Source organism: Zobellia russellii (assembly GCF_018728565.1).
GTDB lineage: Bacteria > Bacteroidota > Bacteroidia > Flavobacteriales > Flavobacteriaceae > Zobellia > Zobellia russellii.
The window spans coordinates 339,542-357,720 of sequence record NZ_JACSOI010000005.1 but is presented as its reverse complement, the minus strand read 5'-3'; the positions used below and the strand labels follow the sequence as shown (position 1 = coordinate 357,720).

At 37.9% G+C, this 18,179-nt stretch carries 15 protein-coding genes; 10 read left to right on the top strand and 5 right to left on the bottom strand.

The genetic code is table 11. The features are described 5' to 3' along the window. Positions 1–7 precede the first annotated feature (7 nt). From H9565_RS14285 to H9565_RS14265, 5 genes are all read left to right on the top strand, one after another. Positions 8–757, top strand: coding sequence for a LytR/AlgR family response regulator transcription factor (locus tag H9565_RS14285; RefSeq protein ID WP_215440610.1), 750 nt, complete (start codon positions 8–10; stop codon positions 755–757). A gap of 657 nt (positions 758–1,414) precedes the next feature. Next, the gene (locus tag H9565_RS14280) at positions 1,415–3,382 is read left to right on the top strand and encodes a sensor histidine kinase (RefSeq protein WP_215440609.1); all 1,968 of its coding nucleotides are present in this window, start codon (positions 1,415–1,417) and stop codon (positions 3,380–3,382) included. A 151-nt stretch (positions 3,383–3,533) separates the two neighbouring features. Then, positions 3,534–4,586, top strand: coding sequence for an o-succinylbenzoate synthase (locus tag H9565_RS14275; RefSeq protein WP_215440608.1), 1,053 nt, complete (start codon positions 3,534–3,536; stop codon positions 4,584–4,586). Continuing rightward, entirely contained in the window at positions 4,577–5,539 is a 963-nt protein-coding gene (locus H9565_RS14270) for a CPBP family intramembrane glutamic endopeptidase (RefSeq protein ID WP_215440607.1), read from the top strand. Before H9565_RS14275 ends, H9565_RS14270 begins: the two co-directional genes overlap by 10 nt. After that, positions 5,517–6,617, top strand: a complete 1,101-nt coding sequence (locus tag H9565_RS14265; RefSeq protein ID WP_317195444.1) for an AMP-binding protein — start codon at positions 5,517–5,519, stop codon at positions 6,615–6,617. The genes H9565_RS14270 and H9565_RS14265 overlap by 23 nt, the downstream gene beginning before the upstream one ends. Before the next feature lie 25 nt (positions 6,618–6,642). Here the strand turns inward: H9565_RS14265 and H9565_RS14260 are convergent, their stop codons facing one another. Further along, complete coding sequence (locus tag H9565_RS14260; RefSeq protein ID WP_215440606.1) at positions 6,643–8,271, bottom strand: acyl-CoA carboxylase subunit beta; 1,629 nt, start codon at positions 8,269–8,271, stop codon at positions 6,643–6,645. A gap of 73 nt (positions 8,272–8,344) precedes the next feature. Between H9565_RS14260 and H9565_RS14255 the strand changes: the two genes are divergently transcribed. Genes H9565_RS14255 through ettA form a run of 3 tightly spaced genes read left to right on the top strand, consistent with a single transcriptional unit; the run spans position 8,345 to position 11,322 of the window. Then, positions 8,345–9,349, top strand: coding sequence for a Gfo/Idh/MocA family protein (locus tag H9565_RS14255; RefSeq protein WP_215440604.1), 1,005 nt, complete (start codon positions 8,345–8,347; stop codon positions 9,347–9,349). 53 nt (positions 9,350–9,402) lie between these two features. Then, entirely contained in the window at positions 9,403–9,585 is a 183-nt protein-coding gene (locus H9565_RS14250; protein WP_013995358.1) for a CAL67264 family membrane protein, read from the top strand. Between the two features lie 45 nt (positions 9,586–9,630). After that, positions 9,631–11,322 carry an energy-dependent translational throttle protein EttA gene (gene ettA / locus H9565_RS14245; RefSeq protein ID WP_215440603.1) on the top strand — a complete coding sequence of 564 codons (1,692 nt, stop codon included), beginning with the start codon at positions 9,631–9,633 and terminating at the stop codon, positions 11,320–11,322. A gap of 74 nt (positions 11,323–11,396) precedes the next feature. Here ettA and H9565_RS14240 read toward each other — a convergent pair whose 3' ends face one another. Then, a complete protein-coding gene (locus H9565_RS14240; protein ID WP_215440601.1) occupies positions 11,397–12,215 on the bottom strand; it encodes an MBL fold metallo-hydrolase in 819 nt (272 codons plus the stop codon). Positions 12,216–12,222: 7 nt separating this feature from the next. Then, positions 12,223–12,684: a GNAT family N-acetyltransferase gene (locus H9565_RS14235; RefSeq protein WP_215440599.1), complete on the bottom strand. Its 462-nt coding sequence runs from the start codon at positions 12,682–12,684 to the stop codon at positions 12,223–12,225. 163 nt (positions 12,685–12,847) lie between these two features. Between H9565_RS14235 and H9565_RS14230 the strand changes: the two genes are divergently transcribed. Next, on the top strand, positions 12,848–13,735 hold the full coding sequence (locus H9565_RS14230) for a hypothetical protein (protein ID WP_215440597.1): 888 nt from the start codon (positions 12,848–12,850) through the stop codon (positions 13,733–13,735). Positions 13,736–13,824: 89 nt separating this feature from the next. Here H9565_RS14230 and fumC read toward each other — a convergent pair whose 3' ends face one another. Next, positions 13,825–15,222, bottom strand: a complete 1,398-nt coding sequence (fumC, locus tag H9565_RS14225) for a class II fumarate hydratase (RefSeq protein WP_215440596.1) — start codon at positions 15,220–15,222, stop codon at positions 13,825–13,827. A gap of 160 nt (positions 15,223–15,382) precedes the next feature. Between fumC and H9565_RS14220 the strand changes: the two genes are divergently transcribed. Continuing rightward, on the top strand, positions 15,383–15,553 hold the full coding sequence (locus H9565_RS14220; RefSeq protein WP_162857241.1) for a hypothetical protein: 171 nt from the start codon (positions 15,383–15,385) through the stop codon (positions 15,551–15,553). Positions 15,554–15,679: 126 nt separating this feature from the next. On the opposite strand, the gene H9565_RS14215 is transcribed toward H9565_RS14220, so the two are convergent. Continuing rightward, the gene (locus H9565_RS14215; protein ID WP_215440594.1) at positions 15,680–18,178 is read right to left on the bottom strand and encodes a TonB-dependent receptor domain-containing protein; all 2,499 of its coding nucleotides are present in this window, start codon (positions 18,176–18,178) and stop codon (positions 15,680–15,682) included. Position 18,179: the final 1 nt, after the last annotated feature.

Here is an 18,179-nt window from a genome sequence, read left to right as displayed (position 1 = left end):
AACCATTTTGGAACAACCAATCAGAATTCTAATCGTAGAGGACAATGTTATCATCGCAGATGATATGCAATCTATGCTTGAGGAAATAGGGTATGAGATTGTAGATAATGTTATTGTCTATGAACAAGCCGAAGAAGTTTTAAAAACACAACATGTTGATCTTGTTTTAATTGACATAATCTTGGCTTCGGATAAAACAGGAATCGATTTAGGAAAGCATATTCGCGAAAACTATGATATCCCTTTCATTTTTGTAACCTCTAACTCGGATAGGGCTACCGTAGAAAACGCAAAAACAGTTAAACCAAACGGTTATTTGGTAAAGCCTTTTGAACAGCAAGATTTATATACTTCTATAGAAATAGCACTTTCTAACTTTACAAGATCGGATAAATCTGCTGCGGTAGTGGAGAACCAAGAAGACGTTCCTATGTCCAATACCGTGCTAAAGGATTCAATCTTTGTAAAGAAGCAACATCTTTATTATAGAATTCAGTTTAGCGATATTCGCTTTATCAAAGCAGATAATGTGTATTTAGAAGTAAACACGGTAGATAAGAAGTTCTTGGTGCGTTCTCCTTTAAAGGATTACCTAGAAAAACTGCCTAAGAACAAGTTTTACAGGGCCCACAAGTCGTATATCGTAAATGTGGATCATATAGATGCAATCAATTCAAAGGATATCATGATTAAGGATACCTTGATACCTATTTCAAAAGATTTTAAAGAGTTCATTATATCTGCAATGAATTCTTAGAAAATAAAATTAGAATTATAAAAAGAGGGGGCATTTTTAATGTTCCCTCTTTTTTGTTTTCATAAAATGACGTTCACCACAACTTTTGGCGGTTTCACAACATTATTTTCCTTTTTCGCAATCAATACAATACTTTGCTGGTGTATTTAAGAAAAAGAATTTACAAATTTTCATTTTCATATAGTGTTCTCGTAAAGGAGCCTAATCTGCCAAGATTAGGTTCCTTTTTAGTTGGGGCATATTTGTAAGAAAACGCAAGCCATACTATTTTATACTGAATAAAATTGCGCTCTGAAAAAAGGTTCAAAGAGCACGGTTTCACAACAACTACGCCTAGTTTCACAACAATAATGACCCCTTCTCTGTATGTTAATGGTATTTTTACTTTAAGAAAAAAACTCTGAATAGCTGTATTGAATCTGTCAAGCGTACATATTTTCAATTGTTATTGGAATAGATTATTTTCTTACAGTCCTTTTTCATAAATTTATAAGTAAATGGACTAAATAACCAATTAAATATATTAGCTTAGAAAAGTCTTTTAGTGGATTAAAATGTTGTTTTTGTGTCTATTAAGACGAGAGGCCATAAGCTAATGTAAGAACCTAGTATAAATAGAACAGAGTATCTTTTTTTGATTTTGTTCCCTTTAGATATATGAACAACATTTACTTTAAAAATACCATCCTTGTTTGCGCAATATTCTTTATCTGTTCCGTAGCGGCGCAGGAAGAAGAAGCTACTGATAAGAATCCTTTTCAGCAGTTCATGGATATTGAGAATGCAAGCGAAAAACTAACCTTTTTCTTTAATACTCCAGACCTTTATCAAGAAACCTCTACTTACGATTGGTTAGACGAGGTTACAATATACCTTAATGCTGCAATTAAGGATGAAGACGCCGACGAAATTGTACGCTTTAAACTTATACAAGCCAGAATCTATTATGATTTAGGAGACTACGATAAGAGTTTAGCTATTGCAAAAGAACTTTACGGAGAAAAAGAGGAATTAGATATTTATCTAAAATCTAAGCTACTGGATATAATGGACGACAACTATGGCCAGTTGACCATGTATACCGAACAGATTGAAATCCGTAAAGAACAGAGAGAACTTGGTATTAACGAGAACGTTGCGTTTTACGATATCTATGCCAATTTAGGAATGTACAGAAAGGCAATGGAGCATTATATTGATAATGTTAAGAAGACCATTGAAGAGAATGACTTCTATGCCCAAGCAGAATATTACAACAATTTAGGAAATTATCTCAGGTTAGATGAATCGGCGCCCACCGCTTTAAGTCATTATAAAAAAGCAAAAGGTTACATAGATGTTTTTATGAACCTTATTACCAGAAAAAAATCAGAGGAAGAAGTTGAGCAAGCTAATCTTTTAAAAGGTATTATAGAGGGCAATATTGGAAAGTGCCATGTTGAGCTAAAGCAATATAAAGAAGCTATACCACATTTAGAAAGTGCCATTAATACCCTTAAAAAATACAAGAGCAAAGAACTTTCTTCAGAGATAACCGAAAATAGTCTGGCTATAAGCGAATGTTATTTACAGCTTCAAGATTACGAAAAGGCTACTGATTTTTTAAGTGACAATCTAGAGACCAGTACCACGGAGAACTTATTGCGCAAGAATAGATTATTGGCCTTGTACTATGACAAAACCGAGGATTACAAAAATGCCGCACTTTACCTTAAAAAGAACATACGCGTAAGAGATTCTATATTAGATAATCAATCCGAATTAAGAAAGCAACAATTGGCAACCGTTATGGGGCAGGATTTAGCTGTGTCGCAGACCATGTTGGCAGAGCAAAAATTAGCTTTGGAAAAGTCGCGTAGTGATATGATGGCAAAGGACAGAAACATTAATTTGGTTCTTATTTCATTATTGTTCACACTTGTAGGCTTTGCGGGACTGGTATATGCATATCTTAAGAGTATTAAAAACCAACGGCTTATTGCAGAACAGAAGTATATTATAGAAAACTCTTTGGTAGAAAAAGATTCGCTTTTAAAAGAGATTCACCATAGGGTAAAGAACAACCTGCAGATGGTTTCCAGTTTACTGAGCTTGCAGACCAAGAATACCAGAAGTAAAGCGGCAATAGAAGCTTTGGAAGAAGGGAAGAGTAGGGTTAAGGCAATGGCATTGATTCACCAAAAATTATATCAGAACGAAGATCTTTCGGTTATTGAAATGCAGAGTTATATAGAGAGTCTTATCAATAGTGTGCAATCCGTTTACAAAAAGGGTGGTCACAATATTAATATAACTGTTGATGCCGAAGGTGTGGAGCTTGATATTGATCGTGCTATTCCGTTTGGTTTAATGCTCAACGAACTTGTTTCCAACTCCTTTAAATACGCTTTTCCCGAGAACGACGAAAATGGAAAGATTTACATTCATATTCGTAAAATTGGAGAGAAAGAAGGATATTTTGAATATTCGGATAATGGAATCGGCCTTCCCGAAGACACAGATGAGCGAGCCAATTCTTCAATGGGAATAAGACTAATGAACCGTTTGGCAAACCAGCTTCAAACTACTTTGAATATTGATAAAACTGCTGAGGACGGTGTACGTTATTGGTTTAATTTCTGCTAGAAAAAACTTTTCTTAGATTTTTATTTTAAGTGCTTGGAGTGCCACAACTCCCTTGTTTAAAACGTCTTACCTGTATCAAACCGGTTTATTGTTTATGCTTGCCTTTTTACAAGGATTAAAAGGTAAAATATAGCTAAATTTGAATTTGGTTATGCAAGCAATCTACAGAAAGTATATTTTAGATTTTAAGCGTCCTAGTGGTACTTCACGAGGCGTATTGACACAAAAGGAAACTTGGTTTCTTATCCTTGATGAAAACGGTAAAAAAGGAATTGGGGAATGCGGTATTCTAAGAGGACTCAGTATTGATGATGTGAGGGGGTATGAAGAAAAGCTAAAATGGACCTGTGATAATATTCATCTTGGTAAAGAGGCTTTGTGGGAGGCATTAATGGAATTTCCTAGCATACAATTTGGCGTGGAGCAGGCATTTTTATCACTTCGGGCAGCCAATCCATTTCATTTATATCCATCGGCATTTATAGAAAAACAACAACCTATTGAGATTAACGGTTTGATCTGGATGGGCGAAGAAACGTTTATGCATAAGCAAATAGATCAGAAGTTAGAAGAAGGCTTCAAGTGTATTAAAATGAAAATAGGGGCTATAGATTTTGATGCTGAAATAGCTCTTTTAAAGTCGATTAGAGAAAAATATGATGCTTCGCAAATTGAATTGCGCGTAGATGCCAACGGAGCGTTTTCAGCAGATAAAGCGTTCAAAAGACTTAAAGATTTGAGTGAATACGAATTACATTCCATAGAGCAGCCCATAAAACAAGGTCAATATAAAGCCATGAGGGAATTATGTGCAACTACACCTTTGCCTATTGCTCTTGATGAGGAATTAATAGGGGTTTTTGATGTAACGAAAAAGAAAGAATTACTACAAACCATACAACCTCAGTACATAATTCTTAAGCCTAGTTTGGTAGGAGGGTTCAGAGGATGCCAGGAATGGATTGAACTTGCTGAGAAAATGGACATTGGCTGGTGGATTACCAGCGCTTTGGAAAGTAATATTGGGCTGAATGCCATAGCGCAATGGACTTATACTTTAAAAAGCTCCATGCCACAAGGTTTGGGAACCGGTAGTTTGTATACCAATAATTTAGAATCACCGCTTACGGTCCTAAACGGACAGTTGTTTTATGACGGCAATAAAAAATGGAAGAATAACTTAATAGAAGATTTATGTATATAGCACAGGCCTATAAAGGTTTAAGTGACCCTTGGAGATATATTCTTGGCCTTGTTGCCATATTTTTTGTTTGGCAATTTATAGGGGGAACCCCATTGATTATTGCGCTTTTGGTAGAGGCAGATAATCTTTCGGTTTTAGGTTCTGGAGACATGGGGGCTATGGCCAATGTTTTGGGCTCCAATACATTGTTATTCTTTATGTTGTTGACATTTGTCATTGGACTCATAGCGCTGTTTGCTTATACAATCATAGTACATAAACAAAAAATAACGCAGCTTACTACGTCTAGAAAGAAAATTGATTTTAAAAGGGTGTTTTTTGCGTTTGCCATCTGGGCTTTAGTTTCATCGGCATTTACATTTGTAGATATTGCTCTTTCACCTGAAGATTATGAATTCAATTTTAACCTTGTTCCCTTTGTAATTCTTGCTATTATTTCTGTTTTGATGATTCCCTTACAGACTAGCATGGAGGAATATTATATGAGGGGATATATGATGCAAGGTTTGGGCATTATGGCAAAGAACCGTTGGGTGCCCCTTGTGGTGACTTCCCTACTTTTTGGAATCATGCATATTTTTAATCCAGAGGTCGCTAAAATGGGGTATGGTATTTTGGTATTCTATATAGGAACCGGTTTTTTTCTTGGAATTTTAACCTTGATGGACGAAGGTTTGGAACTGGCTTTAGGGTTCCACGCCGCTAATAATCTTACTGCGGCACTTTTGGTAACAGCGGATTGGACAGCTTTTCAAGTTGATTCGTTATATCGTGACGTTTCCGACCCTGTTTTGGGTTGGGATGTATTAGTACCTGTTTTTGTTATTTATCCTATTTTACTTTTTGTCTTTGCTAAAAAATACAATTGGTCCGATTGGAAAGAGCGTTTAACGGGAGATGTACCCTCCAAAGAAACATTTTTAGCCCTGAATGATGAGCGAACGGACCTATAAAAAACTTCATGAACAGTTTAGGCTAAACGGAATTTCGTATTCTAAGGAAGAGCTAAAAGAAGTAGCCTATAGTTTTGTTAAGGAGGGGAAAGCCTTTGAAAAGGAAATTGGCGATTTTCTCATAGACTGGTTGAATAATGAATCTACCGTAACCGTACACACTTCGGGTTCTACAGGAGTCCCCAAGCCTATTGTTCTACAAAAACAGCACATGGTAAATTCGGCTATTGCCACTGGTGATTTCTTCAATCTTAAACCTGGGGATACGGCTCTTCTTTGTCTTCCGGTGAGTTTTATAGCGGGTAAAATGATGTTGGTAAGGGCCATGGTTTTAGGGCTATCCATAGATTGTGTTGCTCCTTCGTCAAATCCTTTATTGGAAACTTCGGCTTCGTATGATTTTGTAGCTATGGTTCCCTTGCAGTTTGGGGATTCGTTTAATGAGTTGGACAGGGTGAAAAAACTTATTGTAGGCGGTGCTCCAGTTTCTTATAAGTTGAAGGAGGAGTTTCTTAAAGCATCACTAAGAACAAACGTCTACGAAACATACGGCATGACCGAAACTATAACGCATATTGCGGTGAAGCCATTATTAGCGGCATTAGTTCAAACGGATATAGATTTGGATGTGTTTACAACCTTAGCGAATGTGAAGATTGCCACAGATGATAGGGGGTGTTTGGTAATTGATGCGCCATTGGTTGCTAACGAAACTATACATACTAATGATATGGTACACTTAACTTCGGAAAAAACCTTTAAGTGGTTGGGGCGTTTGGATAATGTAATTAATTCAGGAGGTGTAAAACTATTTCCCGAACAGGTGGAAGCAAAGCTGGCCGCAGTTATGGAAAATAGGTTTTTTGTGGCAGGCGTACCCAATGAAAACCTTGGTCAGAAATTAGTTTTGCTCGTAGAAGGAATTCCTAAAATAGCCGCACTTAAAGAAAAAATAGCGAATCTGGGTTCGCTTAAAAAATATGAAATACCTAAGGAAATTTTTACGGTAGACGCTTTTGTTGAGACGTCTAGCGGAAAAATAAAAAGAAAGGCAACCTTGAAAAAGGTCGCCTTATAACTTCTGTAGTAATCCAGAAACTAGATTATACCTGAATAACACCTAAATTAAAATCTTTTTCAATTGGAGCATGGTTTGCGGCTTCAATTCCCATAGAAATCCATTTACGGGTATCTAGAGGGTTTATTACGGCATCGGTCCAAAGACGTGAAGCGGCGTAATAGGGAGAAACTTGATTATCATACCTGCTTTTTATTTTATTGAAAAGTTCTGCTTCTTTCTTCTCGGTGATTGTTTCACCTTTTTTCTTAAGAGAAGCCTTTTCGATTTGTAAAAGTACTTTAGCCGCGGAATTTCCGCCCATCACAGCCAATTCGGCACTTGGCCAAGCGGCAATGAGTCTGGGGTCATATGCCTTGCCGCACATAGCATAGTTTCCGGCCCCATAGCTATTGCCGATTACGATAGTGAATTTGGGAACAACGGAGTTACTAACGGCATTCACCATTTTGGCGCCATCTTTAATGATGCCTCCATGTTCGCTTTTGCTGCCCACCATGAAACCGGTAACATCCTGTAAGAATACAAGGGGAATTTTCTTTTGGTTGCAATTGGCAATAAACCGGGTGGCCTTATCCGCAGAATCCGAGTAAATAACCCCTCCAAACTGCATTTCACCTTTTTTGGTTTTGACTACTTTACGCTGGTTGGCCACTATACCTACGGCCCAACCATCTATACGCGCATATCCCGTAAGTATGGTTTTTCCATAGCCTTCTTTATATTCTTCAAACTCAGAATTGTCAACCAGACGTTTTATAATCTCGCCCATATCGTACTGGTCCGTTCTGGAATTGGGTAAAATTCCAAAAATATCATCAGGGTTGTCTTTGGGTTTTGCGGCCTCTTTTCTGTTGTAGCCAGCCTTATCAAAATCACCAATTTTATCCATAATATTTTTTATGGTATTCAGTGCATCGGCATCATCTTTGGCTTTGTAATCGGTCACCCCACTAACTTCACAATGCGTAGTGGCGCCACCAAGGGTTTCGTTATCTATACTCTCGCCAATGGCCGCTTTAACAAGGTAGCTTCCGGCCAAGAAAATACTTCCCGTCTTATCCACAATTAAAGCTTCGTCGCTCATAATAGGTAGATAGGCCCCGCCGGCCACACAACTGCCCATGACGGCCGCAATTTGTGTGATACCCATACTACTCATTACGGCATTGTTTCTAAAAATGCGCCCAAAATGTTCCTTGTCCGGAAAAATCTCGTCCTGCAAAGGAAGATAAACACCGGCACTATCCACTAAATAGATGATGGGTAAGCGGTTCTCCATAGCAATTTCTTGCGCACGTAGATTTTTCTTTCCCGTAATGGGGAACCAAGCCCCGGCTTTTACCGTGGCATCATTGGCCACCACAATACATTGTTTGCCGGATACGTATCCAATTTTAATAACAACGCCTCCGGAGGGGCATCCACCATGTTCTTCGTACATGCCGTCGCCTACAAAAGCACCTATTTCAAGACTATCCGTATTATCGTCCAATAGATAGTCTATGCGTTCACGAGCCGTCATTTTGCCTTGGTCGTGCTGCTTTTGAATACGTGCTTTTCCACCACCCAATTTTACTTGGGCCAACCTTCTTTTCAGGTCGCTTAGGAGTAATTTATTGTGATCTTCGTTCTTGTTAAATTTTAAATCCATTTTTTTGCCTTGACATTTCAATGCTTAAAGATAAGGAGTAAAATTGTTTACATTTGAAAAAATCGAAAATCATATGGCACAGGAAATACGTTGGGGAATTGTAGGCTTGGGAAGCATAGCACATAGTTTTGCTAAAGATTTGGCTTTGGTTTCTGGAGGAAGGCTTACTGGTGTTGCCTCAAGAAGCATGGACAAAGCAAAAGAGTTTGCAGATGAATATGGGGCGCCCCATACTTTTGATAGTTATGAAGCCTTATTTAAGTCTGCTGAAGTTGATGTTGTATACATAGCAACGCCACATACATTGCATGAAGATTTAAGTATTAAGGCCATGGAAAATGGCAAGCATGTGCTCTGTGAAAAACCAATGGGCGTTAACCCCCAAGAAGTATCAAGGATGATTGCATCCGCAAAAAAGAACAAAGTCTTCTTAATGGAGGCGCTTTGGAGTCGTTTTAATCCATCTATTCAAAAAGCAAAACAATTGGTAGAGCAGGGTGAAATTGGTTCTGTAGGGTTCATTCATGCAGACTTTGCGTTTTATGCTTTGGGAAGAGACCCAAAAAATAGGTTGTTGAATCCAAATTTAGCTGGTGGTTCTTTATTGGATATAGGTATTTATCCTATTTTTCTGTCCTATTTAGTTTTGGGAATGCCCAAGAACATTCAGGCATCTTCTCGTTTATTTAAAACGGGAATAGAAATGCAGACATCAATGATTTTTGAATATGAGGAGGCACAGGCTATTTTATATAGTGGTTTGAACTCCAAATCTGAGATGAAGGCCGAAATTTCGGGGAGTGAAGGCAGTATTTTTCTGCACCCAAGATGGCATGAAGCACAAGGCTATTCGGTAGAAAAAGATAGCGTGTTGACTAACTATGACCTACCTACCCACGGTAAAGGATATACCTATGAAATTGAAGAAGTTCATGCCTGTTTGGCATCCGGTGAACTAGAAAGTAAACTGTGGAGTCATCAAAATAGTAAGGATTTAGCAGACCTTTTGTTTCAAGTACGACAGAAAACGGGTGTTATTTTTCCTTTTGAACAACAAAAAGAAGGTGTAGAGCCTTAGAATACTATAAAAATTACGATATTTGAAGTTACCAAAATTGAAACCAATATACCATGGGAATGAATAAAAATACCGTACTGGCATGGGCCACTTTTATAATGATTTTTGTGGGTCTGGCCCTAATAGCCTTAGGCGCTTTTAGATACGATGAAGTTGCGGGTTGGGGCTTTGCCTCCGTGGGAATAGGATTTTTTGCTATTGCTTGGGTGTTCAATGCTCTTAAAGGAAGAGTTTAGATAAACAGTGTAATATCCTTTTTATAAATTACTTAATATTATTTTATGTCTGATGATAAGAAGGTGATTTTCTCCATGTCCGGAGTCACCAAAACATATAAGAGCGCAAATACGCCCGTTCTTAAAAACATATATCTGAGCTTTTTTTACGGAGCTAAGATTGGTATTCTTGGCCTTAACGGATCAGGTAAGTCCACCTTGCTTAAGATTATAGCGGGTGTGGATAAAAATTTTCAAGGTGATGTTGTCTTTTCCCCAGGATATAAAGTGGGGTACTTGGAGCAAGAGCCGGAGTTGGATGAGAATAAAACCGTTCTTGAGATTGTAAAGGAAGGTGTTAGTGAGACGGTTGCGATACTGGATGAGTACAATAAAATAAACGACATGTTCGGTCTTCCTGAAGTTTATGAAGATGCGGACAAGATGCAGAAGTTGATGGATAAGCAAGCTGAGCTTCAAGATAAAATTGATGCGTCTAATGCTTGGGAACTGGATACCAAACTAGAAATAGCTATGGATGCGCTCCGTACTCCGGACCCGGATAAAAAGATAGGGGTGCTTTCAGGAGGTGAGCGAAGACGAGTGGCACTTTGCCGTTTACTGCTTCAGGAACCTGAAATATTATTATTGGATGAACCTACTAACCACCTTGATGCCGAATCTGTACACTGGTTAGAACACCACTTGGCCCAATATAAAGGGACCGTTATTGCCGTAACGCACGATAGATATTTCTTGGATAACGTTGCTGGGTGGATTTTAGAGCTTGACCGCGGAGAAGGTATTCCTTGGAAAGGAAACTACTCTAGCTGGTTGGACCAAAAATCCAAACGATTGGCAGATGAAAGTAAAACGGCCTCCAAAAGACAAAAGACATTGGAGCGCGAGCTGGACTGGGTGCGTCAAGGTGCTAAAGGGCGTCAGACCAAACAGAAAGCGCGTTTAAAGAATTACGATAAGTTGATGAGTCAAGATCAAAAACAGCTTGACGAGAAACTTGAAATTTATATTCCAAACGGACCGCGTTTAGGAACAAATGTATTGGAGGCGAAAGGAGTAAGTAAGGCATATGATGATAAATTGCTTTACGAAGATTTGAACTTTAAACTTCCACAGGCAGGTATTGTTGGTGTAATTGGCCCGAATGGAGCTGGTAAGACCACTATTTTTAGAATGATCATGGGCGAGGAGCAGCCAGACAAAGGTGATTTTGAAGTAGGGGAGACCGCAAAAATTTCCTATGTAGACCAAAGTCATTCCAATATAGACCCGGAGAAAACTATTTGGCAAAACTTTAGTGATGAGCAAGAGCTTATTATGATGGGTGGTAGACAAGTAAATTCTCGGGCGTATTTAAGCAGGTTCAACTTTTCGGGAAGCGAGCAGAATAAGAAAGTAAACATGCTTTCCGGTGGTGAACGTAACCGTTTGCACTTGGCAATGACCTTAAAGGAAGAAGGTAATGTATTGCTTTTAGATGAGCCTACTAACGACTTAGATGTGAATACTTTACGAGCATTGGAGGAAGGTCTTGAAAACTTTGCGGGTTGTGCTGTTGTTATTTCTCACGACCGTTGGTTCTTAGATCGTATCTGTACGCACATTTTGGCTTTTGAAGGCGATTCTCAGGTGTATTTCTTTGAAGGTTCTTTCTCGGATTATGAAGAAAACAAGAAGAAACGTTTAGGTGGAGATTTAATTCCTAAGCGAATAAAATACAAGAAATTGATTCGATAATAAATTCGATTTTAACAATAAAAAAAGCTCTTGAAATTCTTCAAGAGCTTTTTTTTATGTTCTTCTCGTTACATCTAGTAATCCTCATTAGGATACCAATCCAGTTGAACTACTTTAATATTTTTATCACCGGCGTTTACCAATTCCTTAAACTTGGAAACATCGCTAACATCTGGTTTTCCCCTGTAATGATAAGGGTAGACCTCTTTTGGTTTAAACTCCAATACAGCATCGGCGGCACTTTCGGGTGTCATAGTGTATGGCAGGTTCATGCAAATAAAAGCTTTGTCTATATTTTTTAAACTTCTCATTTCTGGAATGTCTTCGGTATCACCTGAAAAATAAACACGTTGATTGTAAAAGTTTAGGATATACCCATTGCCACGACCTTTTTCATGAAACTTCAGCGCTTCTTCTCGTAAATTATACATAGGTACAGCTTCAACCGTTATTCCGTAACGTTCTTTGCTTTCTCCATTATTTAAAACGTCTATTTGAGGGGTGAAAACTTTAGGAAGTTTATCGGCAACGGCTTGCGGTACTATTATTTTAGCTTTGTCCGTCCCTAGGGCTTCAAGGGTCTCTAGGTTAAAATGGTCTCCATGTATGTCTGTAATCAATATTAAATCAGGTGATTTTTGACCTTTAAAAGCATCAAGGCCTCCAACGGGGTCCACGTAAATGGTGATATTCTTCCATTCTAAAACCGCGGTTGCATGTTCAATGGGAATTATTTTCACCTCTGAAGCTTTAGTGTTATCATTAGAAGGCGCTTTTGTAGAAGTGTTGACCTCCAGCGTATTCTCTTTGTTAATTACAGTTTCTTTTTTACTCTCTTTACATCCCATACAGAGGGCGGAAAAGCTTATAAGTGTGATTAATAATTTTTTCATGACAGTATTATAAGGTTAATTGCATTTTTATATCGCTTCGAGCGTATTCTACATGTGCTTCCATAGGTACTTCTCTAAAACCAAATTTTTTATAAATATGTAAGGCGTTCTCTAATTTGGTGCTTGAATATAGAATAAGGGTTTCCCAAGATTGTTCTTTGGCAAAATCTACAGCAAATGACAACAATTTCTGACCCACTTTGAGGCCTCTAAATTCTGTTGAAACAGCCATTTTTCCTAACTCATATGTGGTACTGTTTACTTTTAAAAGAGCAAAACATCCTATTATATTATCTTCCATTTGAGCAAAAAAGATGTATCCGCCTTTATCTATTATATATTCTTGGCAATTTTCCAATACAGAAATATCCATAGGTTCTATGGAAAAGTATTGTTCTATCCAATTCTTGTTGAGCTCTTTAAATACGGGGGCATACGCGGGTTTAAAAGATGTAATTTTAACGGACATGTGATTTTAAAAAAAATTGAACTATACTTTAAAGTTAATATATCATAATGTTTTCATTGTCTTAATAATCGATTTTTTTACATCAAAAAATCTAAAAAGAAAATCTTACCGTATATACAGCGATACAAACAAATAATTCTTACTAGTAATAAACCTTAACATTATGACTGAAACAAAAAACAACAATGGATTAAAAGTACTGGCGGGACTGCTAGGTGTGGTGCTTTTGGGAACCATCATATACACAGTTAGCCTTTATCAAGAGAAGAAAAAGAATGAAACCGCTCTTACTCAAGAAAAGCAATTGGTAGTTGAGGATTTAAACAGTTTAAAATCTGAATACGATAAAGCTATTCTAGAAAGCAACGCAACTAACGAAGAGTTGGTTTCAGCTAGAGATAACATTGCAAAATACATTGATTCTGTAAAAAACATGAAAGCTGATATTTCTTCTCTTTCTAAATACAGAAGACAAGTAAGTGTTTTAAAGCAGGAGAGAGAGCAATTGCTTAAGCAAGTAGATTCACTTACAAAGTCGAATACTTTTATTGCAATGCAAAGAGACAGTACTTATACTGAATTAGAGAAACAAACCGTTTTTAACGATTCTTTGGTTGTACAAAACACGCAATTGGCAGATGTTGTAGAGAAAGGTTCTGCGCTTAACTTATCTAAATTTAGTGTTGATGCCGTTAAAGAGCGAAGCAGTGGTAAATTGGTATCTACTTCTAGAGCTAAAAGAACAGATAAGTTTAAAATTTGTTTTACAGTTGCCGATAACGTTATTGCTCAGGCTGGAGACAGAGAGTTTTTCATAGAGGTTCTTGATCCACAGGGTAACGTTTTGGGTGAGAGCTACTCTAAAACTAATGATTCTGGGGCTTCAGTAACATATAGCAAAGGAACAGGTTTCTACTACGAGAACAAATCTTTAGATGTTTGCGATTATATTAGCAAGCCTGCAGGAGATTTCAAAGATGGAAACTATATGGTGAATGTTTATGACGATAGATTAAAATTATTGGGAACTTCTAAGTTCACTTTAAAATAATAAGTATACACACTATCCATTATATATAAATGGAAAGGGGCAATCTAGAAGATTGCCCCTTTTTTTATTCAGTTATTTGTGTTTTTGGTCTATTTAAGACTACCTACCATATCTGCCGGTTTTACCCAGTTGTCATAATCTTCTGCAGAAACATAACCTAGATTAACGGCTTCTTCCTTTAATGTTGTTCCGTTTTTGTGAGCCGTATTTGCAATTTCTGCGGCTTTGTAGTACCCAATTTTTGTATTCAGGGCAGTAACCAACATAAGAGAGTTGTTCAGGAGTTCTTTAATTACCTCATGGTTTGGCTCAATACCGGCGGCACAGTTCACGTCAAAGCTTACACAGGCATCTCCGATCAATTCAGCGGACTGAAGAATATTAGCGGCCATCATAGGCTTAAAAACATTCAGTTCATAGTGGCCTTGTGTCCCGCCAACAGAAATAGCTACATCGTTACCCATTACTTGGGCACAGACCATAGTCATTGCTTCACATTGCGTTGGGTTCACTTTACCGGGCATAATTGAACTACCTGGCTCATTTGCCGGAATAATAATTTCGCCTATACCAGATCTTGGTCCGGAAGCCATCATACGTACGTCATTGGCTATTTTATTAAGGGAAACTGCTAGTTGCTTAAGAGCGCCATGGCTCTCAACGATAGCATCGTGCGCAGCAAGGGCCTCAAACTTATTTTCTGCAGTACGGAAAGGTAGTCCCGTAAATTCTGCAATATACTTGGCCACCACTACATCGTAGCCATTTGGTGTATTCAATCCGGTTCCCACAGCAGTTCCACCTAAAGCCAACTCACTTAAGTGGTCCAAAGTATTCTTAAGTGCTTTTAAGCCGTGATCCAACTGCGATACATAACCTGAAAACTCTTGCCCCAAGGTTAGGGGGGTAGCATCCATTAAATGCGTTCTACCAATTTTTACTACTTGGGCAAAATCCTTGGATTTTTTATCCAAAGTGTCCCGTAATTGGGTAACACTCGGAATTGTATTCTGAACTATCTTTTTATAGGCTGCAATATGCATACCTGTTGGAAAGGTATCGTTGGAAGATTGCGATTTGTTTACGTCATCATTAGGCTGAATGGTTTTCTCGCCCTCTCCAATCTTCTTTCCGGCAATTTCATGGGCACGATTGGCGATAACCTCGTTAACATTCATGTTACTCTGTGTACCCGATCCTGTTTGCCAAATAACCAATGGAAATTGGTCATCATGTTTGCCTTCTAAAATTTCGTCGCAAACTTGGGCGATGAGATCTCTTTTCTCTACGGCAAGAACACCAAGTTCATGATTGGCATAAGCTGCAGCTTTTTTTAAATAAGCAAATCCGTAGACCACATCTAAAGGCATAGATGCCGTTGGGCCTATCTTAAAATTATTTCTAGAACGCTCAGTTTGGGCACCCCAATATTTATCACTGGGCACCTCTACTTGGCCCATGGTATCTTTTTCGATTCTAAAGCTCATTATGGTAATATTACGTTAGTTAACAAAGGTACTATTTCACCATTTTATATCCTCTTTGGGACTTTAAAATTTTAGGTTTTTTAAGTTATGCTATTTTTTTTGATTTCGATTTGCAATTTTCATTCTTTCTAAAGTATCTTTGTATAGCAAAATTTAGAAGATGGAATTTGATCAGTACCTTGGATTTTTAGCATTTTTAACCATTTTGACCATTGGGTTTTGGTTAATGATTTTCTTGTTGACCTTTGTTGTACCTTATTGGTTGGGAGGAAATATCTTGGAACTCTATAAAGAGTGGAGAGATAAAAAGAAAGCAAAACGTAGCGTTTAACGCTAGTAACCATATAAAAGCAGGAAGACGAATTATCGTTTTCCTGCTTTTTTGTGCATCTAATCGAATAAAAAAATCCCTGCTAATCTATTAAATTAGCAGGGATTTTTTATTGAGACTGTTCTTTTAACCTTCCATTTCATCTTCTCCACCACCATTCTCATTTCCGCCTCTGCCATTTTTGCGATCTCGTTCTTTAGATTGGTTGATTCTATACCTAAAGGAGAGGTTAATCGACCTAGGTCTAAACTGAAACTCGCTTCTAGAGGTAAAATCATCGGAAACGGTATACGATTGTCTTTTTCTTGAATTCAAAAGGTCACTTACGTTTAGTGATACCGTGCCTTTATCTTTCATAATGTCTTTGCTGAAAGCTAAGTTTATGGATAGCATACTCTTTGTTTCAGTCTGTGCATTTTGGCGGGGCCCCATATAAAAAGCATTCGTCTGCCATTCTATTTTCTTAGGGAGACTTACTTTAGAGCTAAAGCGGGCGAACCAACTGGTATTATCCGTTCCATAATCCGTTCCATTATGTTCGCCTTCACTGGAGAACTGAAAGAAGTTGACACTACCGTTTAAGCGCAACCATTTTTTTGGATTGTACAACACACCGGCTTCGGCACCTATTCTTTCGTTAGAAGATAAGTTTATGGGTAAAGATCTAATGATTCGCACACTGTCCGTTGTGGTTTGTCCTGTGGCTTCTTGTATGTATTCAAATGAATTGGTCTCACGTTTGTAATATACAGATGAAGTAAGCGTAAGCTTGTCCCAACGTTTTAAATAACCTAAATCAAACGAATTTGAATAGGCTGGGTCTAAATCTGGATTTCCTTGAAAAATATTGGCTCTACTAGATCTAGAAGGAAATGGATTTATAAAACGCCCTCTGGGCCTATTGATTCTTCTATTGTAGCCTAAAGAAATATTTTCCATCTCACCAATTTCAAATATAAGGTTAAGGGTAGGGAAGAGCCCTAGATAGTTTTTGTCAAAATTTAAATCTATATCCTCGCCTAAGGCATCCTCTATGGCAGATGTGTCAAAGTCCGAAGTTACTTCTCCCTTTAATTGCGTGTTTTCCAAACGCAAACCTGCCAAGAAAGAAAACTTCCCGAACTTATTACCGTATTGGGTATACAGGGCATTTACATTTTCTTGGTAATTGAATTTGTTGGTTAAATCTTCATTGGTTACAAATTGATTGGTAGACCTATCTAAAGAGTCTAGTTTGTAATCTGTAATCTCTCTTTCAAAAGTACCCCTGTAACCTACTTCAAACTGTGCATCTCCCATAGGTAGTACATAATCGGCCTGAACCAAATATTCATCGTCAATTTCGTTTTGATAGACGGTTTCAAGCGTGTTAAGGCTGGTGTTGGGAAAAGTATTGTTGTCATCAATTGTAGAATTCTCTACTTCATCACCATTGGAATACTGTAAATCTGCGGTAAGCTTTTGACCGTCATCATCAATATTATTTACGTAATTTAATGAGAACTGATAATTTTCTTCGTCTTCAAGTTCAATTTCTTCCCTAAAGCTCTGTCTTGTTAAAAGTCCATTCTCAAAATAATCGCTATAGTTTTCTGTTAAATCGTCTCCATCTTGAAAACGCATAAAGAAACTTCCCGTAAGCGATGACTTTTCGTTAAAGAAATATTCAACGCCAAAATTATTATTGAAACCCTTGCCCGATCGGGTATAATCTCGGTTTTCATTAATTTGATCATATTGGCCATTGTTGTATGAATTTTCATAAAAAGCATGACCAGGAGATTCATTGTATCTATAGCCCAACGTATTAAATACGTTAAATTTATCCGTCCTTAAATTAGCATTTATGGACATACTACTTTGTGAAGGGTACCCTATATTTACATTTACGGAACCGTTAAATCCTAGTGTTTTTTCTCGCTTTAAAACAATGTTCAAAATACCTGCCGTACCTTCTGCATCATATCTAGCGGAGGGACTTGTAATTACCTCAACCTTTTCAATGGCATCTGCCGGCAATTCCCTTAGGGCATCCGTAGATCCAAAACCCGCTAAGGCCGAAGGTTTTCCGTTTATTAGAATTCTAACATTTTCGTTGCCTCGCAAGCTAATAGCCCCTTCTACATCTACATTTACGGAAGGTACATTGTTAAGGGCGTCGCTTATGGTTGCGCCGCTAGTGGTAAGGTCTTTACCTATGTTATAGATTTTTTTGTCAAGACGAACTTCTACCGTGGTTTTCTCGCCAACAACTTCTACTCCTTCTAGTTGGGCAACATCAAGTGCGAGTTTTATAGTGCCTAAATCTGTGGATTGTGTTAGTTCCTGTTCCGCTAGTTTATAGGTCTTATAGGAGATGTACTCTACACTAATATTGTATTTGCCTGGCAGGGTCTCAACTTCAAACTTACCGTCTAAATCAGTAATTCCACCGGTTACTTTTTTCGGGTCTTTTACACTATGAAGTACTAAAGTGGCATATTCAAGAGGGAGGCCGTTATCCTTATCCAGAACGGTGCCGGTAATTTTAATGGGTTGTTGTTCTTGACTTTGGGGCCGCTGCGGCCGTTGTGCAAATGTGTTTAGTGATAACAGTAACAGGGCAATCAAGAACGTTTTATTCATG

Coding starts and splice junctions, on each gene's coding strand:
- H9565_RS14220 (WP_162857241.1), top strand. CDS start 15,383: ATGGAATTTGATCAGTACCTTGGATTTTTAGCATTTTTAACCATTTTG.
- H9565_RS14270 (WP_215440607.1), top strand. CDS start 4,577: ATGTATATAGCACAGGCCTATAAAGGTTTAAGTGACCCTTGGAGATAT.
- H9565_RS14275 (WP_215440608.1), top strand. CDS start 3,534: ATGCAAGCAATCTACAGAAAGTATATTTTAGATTTTAAGCGTCCTAGT.
- H9565_RS14240 (WP_215440601.1), bottom strand. CDS start 12,215: ATGAAAAAATTATTAATCACACTTATAAGCTTTTCCGCCCTCTGTATG.
- H9565_RS14280 (WP_215440609.1), top strand. CDS start 1,415: ATGAACAACATTTACTTTAAAAATACCATCCTTGTTTGCGCAATATTC.
- fumC (WP_215440596.1), bottom strand. CDS start 15,222: ATGAGCTTTAGAATCGAAAAAGATACCATGGGCCAAGTAGAGGTGCCC.
- H9565_RS14265 (WP_317195444.1), top strand. CDS start 5,517: ATGATGAGCGAACGGACCTATAAAAAACTTCATGAACAGTTTAGGCTA.
- H9565_RS14260 (WP_215440606.1), bottom strand. CDS start 8,271: ATGGATTTAAAATTTAACAAGAACGAAGATCACAATAAATTACTCCTA.
- H9565_RS14235 (WP_215440599.1), bottom strand. CDS start 12,684: ATGTCCGTTAAAATTACATCTTTTAAACCCGCGTATGCCCCCGTATTT.
- H9565_RS14215 (WP_215440594.1), bottom strand. CDS start 18,178: ATGAATAAAACGTTCTTGATTGCCCTGTTACTGTTATCACTAAACACA.
- H9565_RS14255 (WP_215440604.1), top strand. CDS start 8,345: ATGGCACAGGAAATACGTTGGGGAATTGTAGGCTTGGGAAGCATAGCA.
- H9565_RS14230 (WP_215440597.1), top strand. CDS start 12,848: ATGACTGAAACAAAAAACAACAATGGATTAAAAGTACTGGCGGGACTG.
- H9565_RS14250 (WP_013995358.1), top strand. CDS start 9,403: ATGGGAATGAATAAAAATACCGTACTGGCATGGGCCACTTTTATAATG.
- ettA (WP_215440603.1), top strand. CDS start 9,631: ATGTCTGATGATAAGAAGGTGATTTTCTCCATGTCCGGAGTCACCAAA.